General features: G+C 34.8%; 17 protein-coding genes and 1 riboswitch. Of the genes, 12 read left to right on the top strand and 5 right to left on the bottom strand.

The genetic code is table 11. The features are described from left to right. Positions 1-39 precede the first annotated feature (39 nt). Complete coding sequence (locus V7056_RS12615; RefSeq protein ID WP_499702421.1) at positions 40-963, bottom strand: LysR family transcriptional regulator; 924 nt, start codon at positions 961-963, stop codon at positions 40-42. 128 nt (positions 964-1,091) lie between these two features. Between V7056_RS12615 and V7056_RS12610 the strand changes: the two genes are divergently transcribed. The 5 genes from V7056_RS12610 to ribH all read left to right on the top strand — a co-directional run bounded on the left by V7056_RS12610 (position 1,092) and on the right by ribH (position 6,401). After that, positions 1,092-2,363, top strand: a complete 1,272-nt coding sequence (locus tag V7056_RS12610) for an APC family permease (protein WP_499702419.1) — start codon at positions 1,092-1,094, stop codon at positions 2,361-2,363. Between the two features lie 232 nt (positions 2,364-2,595). Then, positions 2,596-2,748: riboswitch (FMN riboswitch) on the top strand. Between the two features lie 236 nt (positions 2,749-2,984). Beyond that, positions 2,985-4,070, top strand: coding sequence for a bifunctional diaminohydroxyphosphoribosylaminopyrimidine deaminase/5-amino-6-(5-phosphoribosylamino)uracil reductase RibD (gene ribD / locus V7056_RS12605; protein ID WP_499702418.1), 1,086 nt, complete (start codon positions 2,985-2,987; stop codon positions 4,068-4,070). A gap of 1 nt (position 4,071) precedes the next feature. Continuing rightward, complete coding sequence (gene ribE / locus V7056_RS12600; RefSeq protein WP_499702416.1) at positions 4,072-4,719, top strand: riboflavin synthase; 648 nt, start codon at positions 4,072-4,074, stop codon at positions 4,717-4,719. Between the two features lie 12 nt (positions 4,720-4,731). Then, positions 4,732-5,925, top strand: coding sequence for a bifunctional 3,4-dihydroxy-2-butanone-4-phosphate synthase/GTP cyclohydrolase II (locus V7056_RS12595; RefSeq protein ID WP_499702414.1), 1,194 nt, complete (start codon positions 4,732-4,734; stop codon positions 5,923-5,925). 14 nt (positions 5,926-5,939) lie between these two features. After that, positions 5,940-6,401 carry a 6,7-dimethyl-8-ribityllumazine synthase gene (gene ribH / locus V7056_RS12590; RefSeq protein WP_087999656.1) on the top strand — a complete coding sequence of 154 codons (462 nt, stop codon included), beginning with the start codon at positions 5,940-5,942 and terminating at the stop codon, positions 6,399-6,401. A gap of 44 nt (positions 6,402-6,445) precedes the next feature. Here ribH and V7056_RS12585 read toward each other — a convergent pair whose 3' ends face one another. Together V7056_RS12585 and V7056_RS12580 are read right to left on the bottom strand one after the other, a co-directional pair. After that, positions 6,446-7,204 carry an alpha/beta fold hydrolase gene (locus V7056_RS12585; protein ID WP_499702412.1) on the bottom strand — a complete coding sequence of 253 codons (759 nt, stop codon included), beginning with the start codon at positions 7,202-7,204 and terminating at the stop codon, positions 6,446-6,448. Between the two features lie 12 nt (positions 7,205-7,216). Next, entirely contained in the window at positions 7,217-8,248 is a 1,032-nt protein-coding gene (locus V7056_RS12580; protein ID WP_499702410.1) for a M23 family metallopeptidase, read from the bottom strand. 199 nt (positions 8,249-8,447) lie between these two features. Between V7056_RS12580 and V7056_RS12575 the strand changes: the two genes are divergently transcribed. From V7056_RS12575 to V7056_RS12550, 6 genes are all read left to right on the top strand, one after another. Continuing rightward, complete coding sequence (locus V7056_RS12575) at positions 8,448-9,161, top strand: response regulator transcription factor (RefSeq protein ID WP_499702409.1); 714 nt, start codon at positions 8,448-8,450, stop codon at positions 9,159-9,161. A gap of 1 nt (position 9,162) precedes the next feature. Further along, complete coding sequence (locus tag V7056_RS12570) at positions 9,163-10,908, top strand: sensor histidine kinase (protein ID WP_499702408.1); 1,746 nt, start codon at positions 9,163-9,165, stop codon at positions 10,906-10,908. Between the two features lie 444 nt (positions 10,909-11,352). Next, complete coding sequence (locus tag V7056_RS12565) at positions 11,353-12,444, top strand: MBL fold metallo-hydrolase (protein WP_499702406.1); 1,092 nt, start codon at positions 11,353-11,355, stop codon at positions 12,442-12,444. Between the two features lie 66 nt (positions 12,445-12,510). Beyond that, positions 12,511-12,669, top strand: coding sequence for a hypothetical protein (locus V7056_RS12560; protein WP_499702404.1), 159 nt, complete (start codon positions 12,511-12,513; stop codon positions 12,667-12,669). 15 nt (positions 12,670-12,684) lie between these two features. Next, positions 12,685-12,993 (top strand): YbaK/EbsC family protein, encoded by a 309-nt coding sequence (locus tag V7056_RS12555; RefSeq protein WP_499702402.1) that lies wholly within the window; start codon positions 12,685-12,687, stop codon positions 12,991-12,993. Between the two features lie 129 nt (positions 12,994-13,122). After that, positions 13,123-13,944, top strand: coding sequence for an MBL fold metallo-hydrolase (locus V7056_RS12550; protein WP_499702474.1), 822 nt, complete (start codon positions 13,123-13,125; stop codon positions 13,942-13,944). Between the two features lie 66 nt (positions 13,945-14,010). Here the strand turns inward: V7056_RS12550 and V7056_RS12545 are convergent, their stop codons facing one another. After that, entirely contained in the window at positions 14,011-15,198 is a 1,188-nt protein-coding gene (locus V7056_RS12545) for a YhgE/Pip domain-containing protein (RefSeq protein ID WP_499702400.1), read from the bottom strand. A gap of 178 nt (positions 15,199-15,376) precedes the next feature. On the opposite strand from V7056_RS12545, the gene V7056_RS12540 reads away from it, so the two are divergent. Continuing rightward, on the top strand, positions 15,377-15,985 hold the full coding sequence (locus tag V7056_RS12540) for a TetR/AcrR family transcriptional regulator (protein ID WP_499702399.1): 609 nt from the start codon (positions 15,377-15,379) through the stop codon (positions 15,983-15,985). A 157-nt stretch (positions 15,986-16,142) separates the two neighbouring features. Here the strand turns inward: V7056_RS12540 and V7056_RS12535 are convergent. Beyond that, on the bottom strand, positions 16,143-16,707 hold a 565-nt coding region (locus V7056_RS12535), incomplete at its 5' end, for a MurR/RpiR family transcriptional regulator (protein ID WP_499702397.1).

Below are 16,707 nucleotides of genomic sequence, written 5' to 3'. Positions count from 1 at the left end.
ATTGAAATGAAAAATGCACGACTAATTCCGAATAAAACCTCAATTAGGTTTTGACTTGGATGAGTCGTGCTTTTTTGAATTCCAGCCTTGAGCATGCTCCCTTACAATTTCCAAAAAATTTCTAGCTGCATGAGACTGCCATCTGTTTTTATGCCATGACATAATTGTAAAAACACTCCCAAGACTAGTATCCCATTTAATAGATTGCATTTTACCTTGCTCAATTTCTTGATTCGCAGTAACAAGTGGTAGCATAGAAACTCCTAATCCACACATAACGCATTGTTTTATTGCCTCGACACTCCAAAACTCAATTCCTGTTTTTGTTTGGATCCCTTTACTCAACAAAAATGCTTCAAAATAATCACGATAGCTTCCTTGTTCTGTTAGTAGAATATTTTCATTTTCATATAACGAAAATGATGAAAGTGTTCTTGATGAGTCAGACTGAGGTGGTAATAAGATGACAAGTGGTTCTTCAACTAATGTTTCCATCGTTAAATCTGGATCAGAAACATTAGCTTGTAAGAAAAATGCGATATCAAGATCGCCTCGTTTTAATGATTCTTGCAAGTCCCAGCATGAACCTGACTTCATTATGATATTTACTTTTGGGTATTTTTTTCGAAAAGCCTGGATTATAAATGGGAGTCGGTAAATCGTTAACGACTCAGGTGCACCAATTCGTAGGGTGGCAGTTTCTTCTTTTTCCATTTGAAAGACATCTTTCGCTTTTGAATATAATTGAATCATCTCGATCGCATGAGATAAGAAATGCTCACCAACTTCTGTTAATTGTACTTTTTTACCGATACGATTAAATAATGGTACGCCTAGTTCCTGTTCTAAAGCCTGAACATGTGCTGTAACAGTTGATTGTGCATATCCTAAATGAACTGCAGCCTTTGAGAATCCACCCATATCTACAATTGATTTAAAAGTAATCAAATGGCGAATTTCCATAATAACCTCCAATTATCGAAAAATCCGATGGTTTATATCATAACTATTCATTTTACCGATTTATTGATGTTTCATATACTTAAGATATACGAGATTAGTATTTGATTCAATAACTTTTGAGGTGATGTATGAAAAATCGTAAAATTGGATTTTTGTTGCTCAGTGGATTAATGGTTGGGCCTATTCTAGGTTCGGGTATCATTATCTTACCTCCAGCTGTTTTTGACACAGCTGGAAATTACGCAATTTTTGCTTGGATGATTATGTTAGGTTTGAGTATGCTATTTGCTCATATGTTTGGAAAACTAAGCTTGATGATCCCTGGAGATTCAGGCGTACCTTTAGCAGTTGAAAGAGCATTTGGGACCCAAATAAAGAATTTATCAGCCATTTTCTTTTTACTTGCAGTTTGTTTCGGACCAGTTGCTGTGTTAGGAACAGCGGGACATTATTTACAGCTACTTACTTCACAATCACTGTTTCATGAAAAATGGTTAGCACTCGGACTTTTATGTTTTGTTTATTTAATTTTAACAAGAAATATAACCGATGTCGGTAAGTTTGCATTTATCATGTCCACGTTTATTGTTGCAACTTTATTAGTGGGAAGTTTGCACACATTGTTTACAGTAGATGGAGACATCATATTATCGAATCCGATTACTGTTTCTGATTTTGGTCAAAGCTTACTTCTGTTATTTTGGGCACTAATTGGTTGGGAAGTCATTGGTAGCTATTCATTAGAAGCAAAAACGCCTGAACGGACAATTCCAAAAGCAGTTGCTTTAAGCTTTTCAATAATTGCAGTTGTCAGTCTAACGGTTGCACTCGCTTTCCAATGGATTCAATCGGATTCCGAAAGTGCAGCAAATCAATCTTTGGCACCCTTACTTGAAAGCTTATTTGGCAATTGGGCCACTCCAATTATTTCAACTATAACAATCGCACTCTGTATTAGCACTGTCTTACTTGTCATAGGAGCAGTATCAAGATTGATTTCAGATCAAGCTAAAAACGGATTGTTACCATCATGGTTATCGTACAAAAATAAAAATAATGTAGCTACACGTGGCTTACTAAGCTTGTTTTGTATTCATATTATTGTATTTACATTATTCTTTCTGAACATTATTTCCATTCAGCAACTAGTAGCAATTGCGAATGCTTTCTTCTTATGTAACGCTTTACTTGGCGTCTTAGCATGTATGCGTATTTTTGATTCTTTATTACTAAAAATCGGGTCAGCTATTCTAGCAATTTGCTTTTTTAGTATATTATTATTTTCATCAATTTATATTTTATTAGCAATTGTAGTAGTAGCAGTCTATTTTGGTTGGCTTCAAAAAAAAGAATCAATCAAGGAGCAAAAAATGGTTTGTCAGGTAGGAAATGACTTGTAAAAAGAAATGTCTAGTGTAGAAAAATATAAGTGCTCGAATGGAAAAAATGATAAATAACCCGTAGATAAGATCATCGATTTTAGGTGATCTTTTTCTTTTTTTCATCTCAGAATTTTACTAGAAAAATATAGGGATTCACTAATAATTTGCTATTTCTATGATAAAACTTGAAATCTATAATACTTTACTTTGAATAATTTGCTAGTTATAATGAAACAAATTTGATAATTAGTGTGTCCTTCGGGGTCGGGTGAGAGTCCCAACCGGCGGTGTTGTATAAAATTTTTTTATACTAAGCCCGTGAGCTGCATATGTTTTTTTATATGTTTGCTGATCTAGTTAGAATCTAGAGCCGACAGTATAGTCTGGATGGGAGAAGGATGGAGTGCATATATCAGTACGAGTTTGATATTTTCAAATTTTCGTCTGATATAGGCTTAGTTTGTTGTGTCTATTAATCAATTGCGCAACAATAAACGCGTAACAATCATGTAAATTTATGGATTGTTTTGGCGTTTATTTAAGTATGCTTCCTTTCTTAAACATCTAAAGCCCCTTAAGTACATTCTTAAGGGGCTTTTTCACTTTTTCAAATGAATTTGAATTAGAGGGTGTGATAAGTTGGATCAACTATTTATGAAATTAGCTATTGAACTTGCGAGCTCAACAATTGGACAAACTAGTCCCAATCCACCAGTAGGAGCAGTTGTTGTAAAAGACGGTTCTGTAGTTGGGGTAGGGTGTCATGTAAAAGCAGGTGAGCCACATGCAGAGGTTCATGCTTTAAATATGGCTGGAACAAAATCGATTGGCTCAACAGTTTATGTAACATTAGAGCCATGCAGTCATCATGGTAGAACGCCACCATGTGCGGATTTATTAATTGAGAAAAAGGTTAAAAGAGTGGTCATCGCAGTGCAAGATGATAATCCAAAAGTTAGTGGAAAAGGATTTTCAAAGTTGAAAGAAGCTGGTATAGAGGTTGAGGTCGGTGTTTGTCATGAGGAAGCAAAGCATTTATATAAAGGCTTCTTTACATTTATAAACAAAAAAAGACCGCATATTACTTTAAAAGCAGCGCTTAGCTTAGATGGGAAACTTTCCACATACTCAGGAGACAGTAAATGGATTACTGGTGCAAAAGCTAGAGAAAAAGTGCATGAGGAACGTCGAATACATGATTGTATTTTAGTAGGCGTTGGAACTGTTCTTAATGATAATCCATCTTTAACAGTACGATTGGAGCAAGAAACTAGACAACCTGTTCGAGTCATTTTAGATTCGAGCTTAAGAACACCAATCGATTCCAAGATAGCAAATACGATTGAAGCAAAAACAATTATTTTTGTTGGTAATCGAATAACCGAAAAAGAACTGATTCCTTATCAAGAAAAAGGAATTGAAATGATAAAAACATGTGAGTCAAAAGTTAAGGTAAGAGAAGTCATTTCTCTTTTAGCAGAAATGGGCTACCATTCCGTTTATGTAGAGGGTGGAAGTGAGATTCATACCTCATTCATAGAAGAAAACTTATTTGACGAACTAATATTATATTATGCACCTAAACTAATTGGTGGAATCCATCATGGTAATCTATTAAATGGTTTAGGTAATGAAATGATGAAGGATGTTTCCAATTTAACTTTATTATCAGTAGAAACAATTGGAGCTGATATTCGAATGCATCTTCAAAACGAGGTGAATTAACTTGTTTACTGGAATTGTAGAGGAAATTGGAACACTCAAAAATACGGTCAATAAAGGACAAACACTAGTCCTAACAATACAAGCAAAAAAAATTCTAGAAGGTGTTCATCTAGGTGATAGTATTTCAATTAACGGAGTCTGCCTGACAGTTACAAGCTTTACCAAAGACGAATTTACAGTAGATGTTATGCCAGAAACCTATCAATCTACTAATCTAAAAATGTTATCAAATCATCATAAAGTGAATTTAGAACGAGCAATGGCTGCAAACGGAAGATTTGGTGGACATATTGTTTCCGGACATATTGACACAACGGGTGAAATACTTGCGATTAAACCTCTTGAAAATGCAGTTATTTATAAAATAAACATTCCAAGTGACTATTTAAAATATTGTTTATCAAAAGGGAGTATCACCATTGATGGTACGAGTTTAACAATATTTAAAGTTGAAAATGAAGTCATTACCATATCACTGATTCCTCATACTCGTTTTTATACAATATTGGGCAGTAAAAACGTAGGTGATACGGTTAATATTGAATTTGACTTATTAGGTAAGTATGTCGAGAAAATGCTTGGGTTACATGAAGTAAAAAAAGACTCAAACATAACAACTTCATTTTTATCACAAAATGGCTATTTATAAAGGAGTAATGATATGTTCTCTAAAATAGAAGAAGCAATTGAAGATTTAAAAAAAGGCAAAGTCGTCATTGTTTGTGATGATGAAGATCGTGAAAATGAAGGTGATTTTGTTGTCATTGGTGAGTATGCGACACCAGAGAATATTAATTTTATGGCGACCTATGGACGTGGATTAATTTGTGTCCCTATATCGGAGGGAATTGCAAATCAGTTTAATTTGAATCCAATGGTAACAGAAAATACGGATACACATGGGACAGCTTTTACAGTCAGTATTGATCATCACACTTCAACAACTGGTATTTCTGCATTTGAACGATCTAATACAGTTTTACAATTGTTAAAAGAAGAAGGTAGTGCAAAAGATTTTCGAAGACCAGGGCATATGTTTCCTTTAATTGCAAAAAGTGGTGGGGTTATTGAACGACCAGGTCATACAGAGGCTGCGATAGATTTAGCACGACTGTCGGGAGCTAAGGAAGTTGGAGTCATCTGTGAAATTATGAATGATGATGGAACAATGGCAAGAGTACCAGAATTAATCAATATCGCTAAAAAGTTTCAGTTAAAAATGATTACGATTAAAGACTTAATCGATTATCAGAAACAGAAGGAAAGGCTAGTTAAGAGAGAGGTTGAAATTAAATTACCAACTGATTATGGTGATTTTAGAATGATTGGTTTTTCCAATACAGTCGACGATAAAGAACATGCGGCCATTGTGAAAGGAAACATTGATGATGGTAAGCCAGTACTTGTAAGAGTTCACTCGGAATGTTTGACAGGTGATGTATTTGGATCATGTCGTTGTGACTGTGGACCTCAATTACATTCTGCATTAAATATGATTGAAGAAGAAGGAAGAGGCGTAATTGTTTATATGCGCCAAGAAGGAAGAGGCATCGGGCTACTTAATAAATTAAAGGCCTATAAACTTCAAGAGGAAGGTCTTGATACAGTCGAAGCGAATCTTCATCTCGGCTTTGAAGCAGATTTAAGAAATTACGAAATAGCTGCTCAAATATTGAAGGACTTAGGGATTTTGAAAGTCAACTTATTAACAAATAATCCATTAAAAATAGAAGAGTTAAAAACTTACGGGATTTCAATTAATGAGCGGGTTCCTCTGCAAACTGAAATGAAAGCAGATAACGAACAATATTTACAAACTAAACTCGAAAAAATGGGTCATTTACTAAACTACTAATAGGAGAGATTAAAATGAAAATTGAAGGGAATTTAATAGGGTCAGGATTGAAAATTGCAGTTGTTGTTGGTCGTTTTAATGAATTCATTACGTCAAAATTACTTGGTGGTGCACAAGATGCATTACTACGCCATGGTGTAGAAGAATCGGATATTGATGTAGTATGGGTACCAGGAGCATTTGAAATACCACTAATCTCTAAAAAATTGGCAGATACCAATAAATATCATGCAATCATTACACTTGGAACGGTCATTCGCGGAGCAACAACTCATTATGATTACGTATGTAATGAAGTAGCAAAAGGAGTTGCTTCAATTTCTCTACAAACTGGTATACCAGTCATTTTCGGTGTTCTAACAACTGAAAATATTGAACAAGCAATCGAAAGAGCAGGTACAAAATCTGGAAATAAAGGTTGGGATGCAGGTATATCCGCAATTGAAATGGCTAATTTATTGCGAGAAATCAACTAATTTCATAATTAACTACAAAGAAGAGAGGCTAACATGCCTCTCTTTTAATTTTTTTTCGTCATTTGAATACATTCTTGAATTGCGCTTATAACTAATTCTGGTTCGGATAGCTGAGGGAAATGACCACTTTTAGTAGCTAATATGTGTTTACCTTGATTACTTAGTTGCACAAGATACATTTGATTAGATTTTCTGATTTGAATGGCATGTTCAGGCATCATTTTTGGCGATTTATCTCCAGAAACTACGAGTAACGGTACATCAGGAAAAGAACCTGCCTGCTGTATTTGTTTAGCTGTTTCTTCAACAAAATTTACTTCATTCCATTTTTTGTGGGACGAAAAAGAGTCGAAAGCTTTTAAAAATTTATTCATACCACGGATGAGTACACCTTGTGTTTCATTAATACTTATATCTTCTGGATGACTAGCATCCAACAAAACAACGCCTGCAATTTCGTCTGGATATTGTCTAGCAAACAAGTTTGCATATAATCCACCTAAGGAATGCCCAACTAAAATATAAGGAGGACTAACATTTATTTCCTTAAGTAGTTGTCTAAGAGTGTTTACAATAAAGATCCCATGTTGGGGACTTTTAGGGTAATCGCTTTTTCCTACACCTAATCTATTATATGCTAACACCGTAGTCTCCTCTGCTAACTCGTGAAAAACTTTGTACCATCCTTCAATTGGACCACTTCCTCCATTAATGAGGATAACTGTAGTTACTCCTTCGCCTAATTGAGCGAATTCTATCATACCGCTATTTGTCAAAATCTTCTTCTTTTGAATCGGTTTCATATTTGCAGCTCCTTATTTTTTATTGATCGTTCCTGTCGCAGAATCACCGCGAATTAATTGTATGTTGTTCAGGAATGAGATTGGAATTGTGGTTGTGTTTGATTGATCGATTGTTGTCGATACTTGAAAATGTATATGGGGCTCAGTGGAGTTTCCTGAATTGCCACACTTCCCAATCAGTTGACCGGCAGTAACTTTATCGCCTGACTTTACTTTTACAGAACCATTTTTCAAGTGAGCGACTGTACTATATTCTCCATTACTATGTTTAATGGTAATAAAATTCCCAGCAGGCTGGCTTTCATTAACCTTACCAACAGGGGAATTATCCAATATGCCGTCTACATACGCAACGACTATTCCATCAGCGGGTGCGAGAACATCTTTATTGAAGGCGAAATAATTTTCATTTCTATTTGGATTTCCTTTATAGCTATATCCATTCTTTTCTTTAACAAAATCATATGCATAACGTACTTGTTCATACTCATAGTGGTAATTGACGAATATATTTTTTCCACCCCAGATGACAAGCCATTCCTCTTTAAATGGCAAATCGAATTTCGTCTTGGAGTAAGCTTCATCAGTTTTCGGATGATTAGTGTAATGAATGATTTGAATTCCAGTTATCATTCCTTTTGAATCTATGGTTGCAGTCAATCCTTTCCCCCCTGATTGATCGTTCCAAACAAATGACTCACTCCCATTTAACTTAATGTTTGATATTTGCTTGAAAGAAACAATGTCTGCAACAAAAGATTGCCCCATGGAACTGAACTGCTCCAACTTTACAATATCCTTTAATGAAATACTAAACTGTTGATAGAGTTTTTTATATTCACCGTCTAGTAACATAGAAGCAATGTTTTTTCCGCGAATTGTATTTGTATTACTTGTAATTGTATCTCTATTAGAGTTCATTGAAGCTGCCTCTTGATGATTTTTAGTTTGAACTCCACAACTTGCTAAAAAAGGGAAAAACATGAGTAAAAGTATGATGGTAACTCCTAGTCGTACAAAGCGTCCTTCCAAATAGTTCGCCACTCTTCTGCTCCTCCTTTGATTAAGTAATTAAACATAGTATATTGCACGAAACTTATCACCCGATTACCTGAAAATTAACTCTACATAAACTATTTATCGTTTAGCAATGTAAAAGTTAAGGTTGTATTAAGATTCCTTAGACAATGAGGATATGCAGATATGATAAAATGGAAGATATTTCTAGTTGGGGGAATGAGAAATGAAGGAAGTCAAAGTCTTGATAGTGGACGATGAACGATCAATTGTAGAAATGATGGTCACCGTGCTTAGAAAAGAAGGTTTTTCTCATATAGATACGGCATTTGATGGTGAGTCTGCTCTTCAGGCATGTGAACATAAACGGTATGATATTGTGCTGCTTGACGTTATGATGCCGGGGTCAAGTGGTCTGGATATTTGTCCATTTATTCGTCGAACTACGGATGCGCCAATATTGTTCATTACAGCAAAAACATCGGATTTTGATATACTGTCAGGATTCGCTGTTGGAGGAGACGATTATATAGCTAAACCCTTTAACCCGTTGGAAGTGGTAGCAAGGATACGAGCACAACTACGCAGGTACATGCAGGCTAAACCACAAGAGAACGCTACTACCATTTTATATGATTTTGGCCACTTTCAAGTTGATGAATTAGAAGGAACGTTGACAGTAGACGGTCATACCTCTCATTGTCCGGCACTCGTTTTCCAGTTGCTATTGTTTCTCTGTAAGCACCCTAATCGTATATTCAGTAAAAGTGAACTATATCAACGTGTATGGGGAGAGGACATGTATAATGATGACAACACTGTCATGGTTCATATACATCGTATTCGGGAGAGAATTGAAAAAAATCCATCTAAACCAAAATTCCTTGTTAATGTAAGAGGAATGGGGTATAAACTGATTCAGCCTAAAGGGGAAGATTAAGATGATCCGTAGGCGGTTTGCAATACGATTTGCATTGCAGTTAGCGATGACAGGGCTTTTTTTGGTGGCAATAGCAATTATGATCGTGATTTGGGTATTAGGAAGGTTAGAAGATATTGAAATTAATCGCAACTTTGCTCCAATGGGAATATCGCGCCTCATTTCGGAAGCGGAAGTTGACTCGAAAGGGTTAATTGTAGATTCTGTTTTTATAAAACAGCTAAAAGCAGATGGCGGCTGGTTACAGAGTCTAGATTCGAATGGGAATGTCGTTCAGTCTTTCAATACACCTACCGACTTGCCTTCTAGTTATATTCCCGGTCAACTGATGGATTATTGGCTAGACAAAGAGACATTTCCATATAAATTAGGACTATGGATACAAGAGAAGGATGGACACTATTATACATTACTTTACGGAGCACCCAAATCTCCAACAAAGGAGTTGCTTCAACAAATAATAAATGACGGCTTAATACATGAACAGCAGATTTCATTTTCCTACAGTACAATTGTACAGTTAAACAAATCGGGTAGTTGGGTACAAGTACTGGATCGTAAGGGGATGGAAGTTGCGTCTTGGGAAAAGCCAAAGGATGCCGTGACATCTTATACCATACAAGAACTTGCGATGAGATCCCATAACCAAGCTATGTACGGCATCGTGATGGATACAAAATATGATAAAAAAAAGGGGTTAACTTGGGTCTTACAATCTCCAATTGATAAAGTCACAAGTTCAACTGTGCCTGCCCCATTTTTTAAAACTGAAGCACAAGTCATCATTATGGGAATTACAGCTTTCTTAATATCAGCTTTACTAATCTTCATCTTACTTTCCCTCTGGTATGCAAACCGGTTTGGAACGCCAGTCCTTTCTATACTCGGTTGGATTCAAAAGTTAGGAAAAGGTGATTACACTAATGTTCAATCGGAAAATGAAGGCAGGAATCAAAAGGGGGATTGGAAGCACGGATATCGTATTTTTAGCGAAGTCATGGATTCCATTCATGTACTAGCAATAACACTGCAAGCAGGCAAGGACGCTGAAGAGCAAACCCAGAAAAACAGAGAAGATTGGATTGCTGGCGTTACACATGATATGAAGACACCACTCGCGTCTATTCAGGGTTATGCATATATGCTAGAAGCTGAGAAATATAGTTGGTCAGACGAAGAAGTAAGGCAATTTGCTTCAACAATAATAGAAAAGACCGTATATATGAACAAGCTAATCAATGATCTTGCTTTGACATATAGGCTTAAGAACGGTGTTATCCCTATCAATATAGAGGAAAAAGACTTATGCTGCCTATTATCCGATTCAGTATTACGCGCTACATCACATCCTATGTATGAAAATAGTCAAGTAAATTGTATAACTCCGTCCACACCAATTATGGCGAGAATATATCCACAAGGTTTTGATAGAATAGTAGATAATATCGTAGCAAACGGACTTATTCATAATTCATCAGGAACAAAAATGGATATTGAATTAGTCGCACTTCCAGAGAACGGTTGGCATATTGATTTCAAAGATAACGGTAAAGGAATGGATCAACAGACGATTGAACGATTGTTTGATCGATACTATCGGGGGACGAATACAAATAGCGCAATTGAGGGAAGTGGACTAGGTATGGCTGTAACGAAGGAATTAGTTCAAGCTATGGGTGGACAAATCAAAGTGAACTCTAAGGTTGGACATGGGACAGTAATCAGTATTATTTGGAGTGGTAGTTGAATTTAGTGGGAAGATTTTTCACTCAGTCTTTTGAACTCTATCACGCATAAAAAAATAGATTATTATTCTAGGAATTTTAACATAGTTTTAGACAAGACCACAATTATCTATGTGGTCTAATTTTTTATGAAAAAATGAAGAATACAAGCAATTACCAGTTAATAAGATATTTGAAGAGCAAAAAGAAAAAGGTATGCATCCAATGCTTTAAATTTACCAATACTCTTACCTAACAAGACCCACCAAAAACACTTTTTATGTTCATCATAAAAGGTGCTTTTTTGTTCGCCCATAAACTAAGTGAGTGCGTTATTCTTTATATTTGTTTAACAGTGAAACTATATGGTAGTGTTAAGAAAAAACGTAGTGATTTTTAATATTGAAAAAATTCGTTAACAAGATTTGATTTGTTTAACGAACTTTACTTGGAGGGTAATTTAGAAAATGCTTTTTATTATTATTTTATTGTTAGTCATTATGATTGCCTATCTGTTTATGAATAACTATCCGCATTTCGGTAAGACATATTCAAAAGAGAAACAACAAACCTTTCACCAGTTAGAAAACTATCAGAATGGAAAATTTCAAAATCAAATACCAACTAGTATGAGTACAGATTTGAGAACCACTTATACAATGTTAAGAGATTTTGTAAAGACTAATCCAAACCGAAAACCAAGCGTTCCTATTCCAATGACAAATATGAAGAAGTTCATTTTGTCAGATCAAGATGAAGCAAAAATAACTTGGTTTGGACATTCGGCTGTACATATCGAAATCGATCAAAAGAATATTTTAGTTGATCCAATGTTTGGTAATGTTCCCTCCCCATTTCCCCAGTTTGGAGGAAAACGATATAGTGGAGGTTTACCGTTCGAGATAGCTGATTTACCAGTTATTGATGCAGTTATTTTGTCACATGATCATTATGATCATTTGGATTATGGAACAATCCAAAAAATAAAGCATAAAGTAAAACATTTCATTGTTCCGCTAGGTGTAAGAGGTCACCTTGAAAGGTGGGGCGTTAAAACAGATAAAATATCAGAACATAATTGGTGGGATGAATTTTCATTTGAAGGCTTAACAATTGCTTGTACACCTGCAAGACATTTTTCAGGGAGAAGTCTAACTGATCGCAATGCTTCTTTATGGTGTTCTTGGATTATTATGAGCAATCAGCATAAAATCTTTTTTAGTGGTGATAGTGGCTATGCGTCGCATTTTAAGGAAATTGGTGAAAAATATGGTCCATTTGATGTTGCATTAATGGAATGTGGCCAATATGATGAACGCTGGTCTGCAATCCATATGTTGCCTGAGGAAACAGTCCAAGCCTTTATTGATGTAAAGGGAGAAGTACTGATACCAATTCACTGGGGTGCATTTACGCTAGCATTCCACGATTGGTATGACCCAATTGAAAGAGTGTTGAAAGCTGCGAAGCAAAATAACTTGAACATTGCTACGCCTAAAATAGGTGAATTGATGAATATTAGTACAAAAGAATTTCCGACTTCAATTTGGTGGAAATGAATACTCTTCATGAAGGATTTTCTGTCAGTATATAGAATGATTACTACATTATAGTAGAAAGAAGTGATGATGATGGGCGTTTTAAAGGAAAGTGCGCAAGTTGTACAAGACGTGATTATTCAATCAGGGTATAACAATCAAGTGATTGAATTACCACAGAGTGCCAGAACTGCACAAGAAGCAGCAGATGCATTAAATTGCAAAGTGGCTCAAATTGCCAAGTAAATTATCTTTCGATTAGTGGAGAGTAATGATCCTGTATTAGTGATTGCAAGTGGAGTAAATCGAGTAAATGAAAAACAAATAGAATTGCTGTTGAATCAAAAATTGGGGAAAGCAGATGCAGAATTCGTTCGTAGACACACTGGTTTTGTAATAGGTGGCGTGTCTCCTATAGGGCATAAAAATACACTCTTAACGTTTATAGATGAAGACCTATTTCAATACGAAGAAATTTGGGCCGCAGCGGGTCATCCAAAAGCAATCTTTCAACTAACACCCAATGAACTGCTTGAGATGACTAAAGGAACAGTAGTGAAAATAAAATAATTAGATTTTATTAGACATATAAATGTATGGATACGAAATTAACATTTTCGAGACATCATGTCATATTTATATGTCTTTTTTATTGTTGGAAATCATTAAGATCTTTATGAAAGAGAGTTGAAGATGAAGATGGAAAACTTTATTTGTATTACTTGTGGAGTCCAATATGAAAGTTCAATTCATCATCCGAAAAGTTGCTTAATCTGTAATGAAGAAAGACAATATGTAAATCCAAATGGGCAATCATGGACCACATTAGAATCTATGAAAAAGGGAACCTATCAAAATAACATCATACTTGAGGAGGAGGGATTATATAGTATAAAAACGAGTCCAAAATTTGGTATCAGTCAAACAGCCTATCTGATTCAAAATGATGGATTTAATATTTTATGGGATTGTATCACTTTACTTGATGATCAAACAATAGAAGCGATTAATCAGTTAGGAGGAATTGATGCAATAGCCCTTTCTCATCCGCATTATTATTCAAGCCAAATCGAGTGGGCTGAAGCTTTTGATGCCCCTATTTATATACATGAGGATGACAAAGAGTGGGTTGTCAGAACTAGTGACCGAATTATTTTTTGGTCTGGAGAAACACATGAATTACATAAAGGAATTGTACTTCATCGTTTAGGAGGTCATTTTAAGGGTGGTGCAGTTTTAGAATGGAAAAATGGAAATAATCAAAAAGGGATTTTATTAACGGGAGATATTATACAAGTCGTTGCCGACCCGAATTGGGTTAGTTTTATGTACAGTTACCCAAATCTAATCCCACTTCCAGCAAGTAAGGTTCAAGACATTTCAAATACTGTAAATGAGATGACATTTGATAGAGTATATAATGCGTTTCATGGAGTCGTAAAAGACAATGCAAAAACTGTGGTAAGAAAATCTGCAAGCAGATATATAGATGCGTTAAAGGGTAAACTATTTAACACTTAAGATTCTTAACAGAACAAAAGGACCATAATGAATGGTCCTTTTGTTGTATTCGGATATATGAAATTCTTATTCATTTATTGATAATTGTTGTTCCTTTGCAATCTTATTTTGTTTGAATGTAGATGCAAATAATATAATAGTAGAAACTGATGCAATCCATACTAATATGACCATTGAATGACTGAATGATAGTTCCTTTCCAAAGTAGAAAATTTCCCTTAAACCATCTGCTCCAAATCGCATTGGAACCCATGAATAAATCCAGTCATGTGTAAATTTTGGTAGAAGCTCTGGTGCCATTCCAATAATTGATCCGGCAAAGAAGAAAATTAGAGCGAATAGACCAACTCCTCCAAAACCAACCCAAGACATGACTGCAGATATTAATATATGGAAACTAAAGTATGCAATCGTTAAATATAGTGCAGTATCCATAAAGTTAGGAATTATAAAGCCAATCCAATCAGCCATGTATGTGATTCCGAACCCAGCAACTAATGCTAAAATAATGGCTAAAGCTACTTGTTCAAGTATTACTTTAAATTTATTAACTGATGTTGTCATATTTATTTTCTTTTTACCTAAAAAGATAATGACTGCTCCAATTAAGCTAGACATCCATAAAGGGGTAATTAAAATGACTGGTGCATTTCCATTCGCTGTATTTGTGCCGATTTCATTTACATTTTCGATATTATTTATTATTGGACTTGCTAAAACGCTAGCTTGTTTTGCTGAAATTAAACTGTTATTTTTCTCTAATTCACTTAATACTTCGGTACGTATATTCATACTTAATTGGTTCACTACATTGTTTAGAATTTGGCCAGATATTGTAGATGCATTGGCATTCATTCCTTGATTTAACAATACTTTTATCTCAATAGGAGATGGATTAGCTGTCTTTAATGTAGCTTGTTTTTGACTTAAATCCTTTGGAAGAATCAGTGCTGCATAATACTTTTTATCATCTAAACCTCTTCTTACTTTATCCTCACTTGATACATGAATCCAATTAACAGCACTCTCATTTTGGGAGTTTGTTACTTCATTTATTTTTGAAACCATGATTTTTCCTAGATTGATCTCACCTTTTGTTGGAACAGTTACTCCTTCATCTTCATTTACAATTGCGATGGGCAGGTTTTTTGGTGTTGGGTTAACAGATGAAGCTAAAGTAAGTGAAAAGATAACGACAACAACTAATACTAAGATTGGAGCAAGTAACGCTTGTTTTTGTTTTAGTAAATTCATTTTTATGCCTCCTTATTGCTTTGGTAAATTACTAAACACCGTGTTGACTATTCTCATGAAGAAATATTACATTGGATTCTAATCAATCACAATAACCAATTAAATAGAAAATGTTCATTAATGAACACTTTCTCATAATATGATCAGTAAAACGAAAAAATGTATAAGGATGTTAAAAATGACACAAACATTACGTGAAATAAAGGTGGCAAAAACAAAACAATTAATCAGAGATACATTCGTAGAATTAATTGAAGAAAAAGGATTTGAATCAATTTCAGTAAGAGATATAACAATGAAGGCTGGTTTAAATCGAGGGACTTTTTACCTTCATTATCAAGATAAGTATGATCTAATGGATAAAAATCAAACTGAAATACTTGTTGGTTTAAAAGATGCTATGAAGGATATGAATCCGTCGGACCTTTTTGAGCATTATTCCAATGATTTAAAATATCCACCAATCATAAAAGTATTTGAATATTTAACCGAAAATGCTCGTTTTATTAAAGTGCTTATTAGTTCGAAGGGTGACCCAGCATTTCCAAAGAAAATGAAGAATATCTTAAAAACTGCGTTATATGAGAAGTTAGTAAAGTTAATTGGTACTGAACATTCGCTCACGATACCGTATGAATATTCTACTGCTTTTATTTCTTCAGCCTTTTTTGGAGTAATTGAACAATGGTTAGAAAGAGATGTACCTCATACACCGGAGGAAATGGGAATTGTGCATTTGAAGATTGTTAAATTTATGAGTCAAATACTTGGGGGAATGGTTAAATAAATAGATAAAAGAATGCGTTGAATTCCACTCCAGAATGCTCGCTTTCTGGGATGGTGCTGACCCCCTGAGCTAAAAATTAAAAGACCAAATCAAATGATATTTGGTCTTCTAATTACTTGTCTAATTATATATTTGTTAATCCAAACCCATTAATGGTTTATGACCTTGTTTCAGAAATTGCAGTGCGAACTTTTTCAAATGAGGCTTTGGCTTTGTGTTCGTTTAGAATCATGACGTTTACATATAAAGCATCGATAATACTTAATTGAGCAATTCTAGATGCAAGTGCCTCAGGACGGTATTCTGTTTCTTCTGATGATGTAAAGAGTGCAACGTCTACATTTTGACTTAATGCTGATTTTGGAAAACCAGTAATTCCAATTGTTTTGGCACCTGAGTCTTTTAATACTTGTAGTATACGAATTGTATCTTTGTTTGAACCTGAATGGGAGATGACGATTGCTAAGTCATCTTTTGAAAGCTGTGAAGCGGCCATTAATTGAAAATGTGAATCTGTGTATGAATTTGCTTTTATGCCAGTTCGAATGAATTTATGGAATGCGTCCATAGCAATAACAGATGATCCACCTATTCCATAAAGTTCTACACGGTTAGCAGAAAGAATTAATTCAACTGCTTTTTTAAATGAAGAACCTTCCAAAATTTGTGCTGTATTTTCCAATGTTCTTATATTAGATTTGAATATTTTATTAGCAATTGTA

Source organism: Bacillus sp. JJ664 (assembly GCF_036962205.1).
Taxonomy (GTDB): domain Bacteria; phylum Bacillota; class Bacilli; order Bacillales; family Bacillaceae_G; genus Gottfriedia.
Note: the sequence above shows the minus strand (reverse complement) of the source record. Positions and strands in the feature narration are given on the sequence as shown.